The following is a 3,266-nucleotide window of genomic DNA, read 5'->3' as shown; positions in this document are numbered from 1 at the left end:
ATCGGCATGCGCACCCCCGCCGAGCACGAAGCCGCCTGGGCCCCCGACACCCACCGCCAGGAACAACTACAACCAGCCACCACCACATCCAGCTAAACCAGCCTCCACAAAACCCGGGGCTTGACAGAGTACGAGGGTCACCGGCATAGCTGCTGCACTGAAACCACGGGAGATGATGCTTGCGCCGTGGTTGCCTCCGGCCTCTCGTGTGACGATTGTGGGCACCATCTGCGACCAGTGCACGGCGCTCCAGGCGATCATGAAGGCCAGCGCGCTCGCCGCCACGACGACGACCCCGATGGGGAGGCGGGCCGAGCGGCTTGTGGGTGTCATGGTTCTCTCCTTTCGTGAGCGATGGGGTCAACGGAGGCCGGTGCTTTGAGGGTGCCGCCCAGGGAGGCGAGCAGCAGCATGGCCTCGTCAATGAGGGTGAGGTTGACGCGGTATTGAATCTCGGTGCCGCGGCGCCGGGTGTCGACCAGCTCGGCCTCGCGAAGGGTGCGCAGGTGACCGGACAGGGTCGATCCGGAGACGCCGACGGCGTCGGCGATCTCCCCGACCTTCACGTAGTCACGGTTGCGCAGGAAGGCCAGGACGGCCCGCCGTGTGGGGTGTCCCAGGGCGGTGAAGACCCCTGATTCGGTATTTCGCGACATAACGAAATAGTACTCCGGGCGCCGTCGGCCCGCACGTTGAACGAACGGGGACGGCCAGGAGCGGAAGGCGAGGTGGGGGCGCGGTCAGCGCAGGAGGAGGGGCAGGAAGGCGCTGAGGTTGTTGAGGCTGTGGATGCTCGCCGGGTACAGCAGATTGCGGTCGGTCCTCACGTAGAGCAGGCCCATTCCCAGCCCGAAGAAGGCGTGGGGGAGGACGCCCAGGACCTCGGAGAGCGCCGGCGAGTTCATGTGCAGGGCACCGAACAGGATGCTGGAGACGACGACGGCCACCCAGGTCGGCGCGAAACGGCCGATGAGTCCGATGAGCAGCTGCCGGAAGACCATCTCCTCCACGACGGGACCGAGGATGCCGAGCACGACGACGATGACGATCGGCGGGAACATCTGCATGGCACTGCCGACGTTGGAGTCGTTCTGCAGGGTCGCTCCGGACAGTCCGGTGAGGTCGAGCAGCGCCGAGGATGCCAGGGCGCCGACGATCTCAATGGCCAGGGCGGCGATACCGCCCACGATCAGCGTGAGGACGGCCCGCCGCTTGCGGGCTGCGATCTGCCTGGCGGCTCGGGTGAGCGGGTGGCGCAAGGCGACGCAGCCGACGGCGAAGAGCGCGATATAGAGCCAGATGGTGGTCGCGGGGGCGGCGCTTGCCGGAATGAGGTAGCGGCCGAGGTTGAGGGGGAAGAAGGCAACATAGAGGCCGGTGAAGACGACCAGTGCGACGGTGGACAACCGGTCGGGTCGGCTGCTCGTGCTCTGCGGCGAGCCCGGTGCGGATTCCGACGGCGCCGGGGCCGGTGCGGCAGAGGCGACCGGAGTCTTCGGGGGCAGGGAGGTGCTCATGGCCGGAAGTGTGCGGCGGCCGGCCCGCGAGCCGCATCGCCCCGGCGGCCGAGCTGCGGAGCGTCCCTCGGACCCTGGTCCATCAGACCCAGGTCCGATTGTCTCCGCACGGGTCTCTTTCTCCTGCACTCGTGACATGTAACAATGGAGATATGTCGGTCAACCAACGTGTCAGTGCCTACCGCAGTCGTATGCGGGCGCGAGGGTACCGCCCGGTCCAGGTGTGGCTCCCGGACCTGCGCAGAGCGGATGTTGAGCGCGAGGCGCAGCGGCAGGCCCTGCGGGTGGCGCAGGCGGACCGGAGCAGTGATGACCAGGAATTCATTGAGGCCGTGTCGGTTGACTGGGGCGAGGAGTGAGGCGCGGAGAAATCTGGATGGTCGCGGGCGGTGTCTATGCGTCAAAACCTCGTCCGGCGGTGATCGTCCAAGATGACATCTTCAACCTCACCTCGTCCGTTACCGTGGTTCCGCTGACAACGAGCCAGGTCGACGCTTCTTTTCTGCGGTTGCCTATCCCGGCGGACGCCGAGTCGGGGCTGGCTCACGACAGTGATGCGATGATCGATAAGCTGACGACTGTCCGCCGCAGCAATGTCGGTGAGAAGGTCGGGTGTCTCAGAGACAGTGACCTTCGTGAGCTTGAACGACTCCTTCTGGCATTTTTGGGGATTTCTCGATGAGAACCGGTGAGGTGCCTGTTCGGCGTCACGTGCAGATCCGGATCCTGTTCGCGGGACGTGCGAGCGGATCGCCGCGCCTCGCCCTCTCGGTCCCATGCGCTCGGTGAGTGACTCGCGCTGACGCCCCTGCTCCCTCGCGCCCCATGACGGCCGTCGACGCCGTCGCCGACCGGTACGTCGCCCACCGGCGGCATTGCCCGACGTCGGCGAGGGTTCCCGTCGGCGCAACCCTAAAAATAGGGGACAATAAGAAAGCGGCACGGTGTGTTTTTCGCCTGCGATGGCAGTGAGAGCACTGTGTTTCAATGTGGTTGCATTTTATGTTTCTATGAGTTATTACCGGGCGCGGAGTGCTTCAATTCTCTTGGCTAGCCACCCACCATCCCTTCTCATCGCCCGAGGCTTTCTGTGAACACGCCCTTTTTGTCCCCTATTTATCCCGTATTCTCCCATTCTTCTCGCTTGCCCGCATCATCGCCGATGTCGATGCGTCGGGGTCTGCTGAGGAAGTCCGCCCCCGTGGTGCTCGCCCTGGTTGTGGGGGCCGGGCTGGCCGGCTGTGACGACGCCTCCAGTGCCAGCAGTGATGCATCGTCCCCGGCTGCGCCGGTTGAGGCGCCGGCAGAGTCTCAGCAGGATTCCGGCGGTGGTGACTCCGCAGGTTCTGAGGAGGCGCCCGCTGAAGAGCCCGCTGCGGAACCCGAAGCAGACCCGACGGAGGACTCCTCGGGCTGGAGCGGCTGGTTCGGCGGCGACTCTGGCGCTGACTCCGACAAGGAGTCTCAGAGTGACAGCAAGTCGGACCCGGAGCCCAAGCCTCAGAAGGAGTACTACGCCAACTGCAAGGAGGCGAGGGCTGCCGGGGCGGCTCCGATGTACCAGGGTGACCCCGGCTACCGGCCGGACCTGGACCGCGACAAGGACGGCATCGCCTGCGACATGTCAAGCCCCGGGTTTTGTGGAGGCTGGTTTAGCTGGATGTGGTGGTGGCTGGTTGTAGTTGTTCCTGGCGGTGGGTGTCGGGGGCCCAGGCGGCTTCGTGCTCGGCGGGGGTGCGCATGCCGATG

At 65.6% G+C, this 3,266-nt stretch carries 5 protein-coding genes; 3 read left to right on the top strand and 2 right to left on the bottom strand.

Annotation, left to right across the window (positions count from 1 at the left end; genetic code table 11):
- Nucleotides 1–329: 329 nt before the first annotated feature.
- Nucleotides 330–656: a metalloregulator ArsR/SmtB family transcription factor gene (locus tag HCR68_RS13800; RefSeq protein WP_167150420.1), complete on the bottom strand. Its 327-nt coding sequence runs from the start codon at nucleotides 654–656 to the stop codon at nucleotides 330–332.
- 84 nt (nucleotides 657–740) lie between these two features.
- A complete protein-coding gene (locus tag HCR68_RS13795) occupies nucleotides 741–1,517 on the bottom strand; it encodes a type II CAAX endopeptidase family protein (protein WP_167150418.1) in 777 nt (258 codons plus the stop codon).
- A gap of 152 nt (nucleotides 1,518–1,669) precedes the next feature.
- On the opposite strand from HCR68_RS13795, the gene HCR68_RS13790 reads away from it, so the two are divergent.
- The 3 genes from HCR68_RS13790 to HCR68_RS14495 all read left to right on the top strand — a co-directional run.
- Complete coding sequence (locus tag HCR68_RS13790) at nucleotides 1,670–1,876, top strand: antitoxin MazE family protein (protein ID WP_167150416.1); 207 nt, start codon at nucleotides 1,670–1,672, stop codon at nucleotides 1,874–1,876.
- The gene (locus HCR68_RS13785) at nucleotides 1,873–2,199 is read left to right on the top strand and encodes a type II toxin-antitoxin system PemK/MazF family toxin (RefSeq protein ID WP_167150414.1); all 327 of its coding nucleotides are present in this window, start codon (nucleotides 1,873–1,875) and stop codon (nucleotides 2,197–2,199) included. The genes HCR68_RS13790 and HCR68_RS13785 overlap by 4 nt, the downstream gene beginning before the upstream one ends.
- 480 nt (nucleotides 2,200–2,679) lie before the next feature.
- Nucleotides 2,680–3,266, top strand: a 587-nt coding sequence (locus HCR68_RS14495; protein ID WP_347878339.1) for an excalibur calcium-binding domain-containing protein, incomplete at its 3' end; no start/stop codon positions are given.

Source organism: Actinomyces sp. ZJ308, assembly GCF_011752065.1.
GTDB lineage: Bacteria > Actinomycetota > Actinomycetes > Actinomycetales > Actinomycetaceae > Actinomyces.
The sequence above is the reverse complement of the archived record's forward strand: the minus strand, read 5'-3'. Positions and strand labels throughout refer to the sequence as shown.

Excerpts from the sequence above, each read along its gene's own strand:
- HCR68_RS13795 (WP_167150418.1), bottom strand. The coding sequence starts at position 1,517 with ATGAGCACCTCCCTGCCCCCGAAGACTCCGGTCGCCTCTGCCGCACCG.
- HCR68_RS13800 (WP_167150420.1), bottom strand. The coding sequence starts at position 656 with ATGTCGCGAAATACCGAATCAGGGGTCTTCACCGCCCTGGGACACCCC.
- HCR68_RS13790 (WP_167150416.1), top strand. The coding sequence starts at position 1,670 with ATGTCGGTCAACCAACGTGTCAGTGCCTACCGCAGTCGTATGCGGGCG.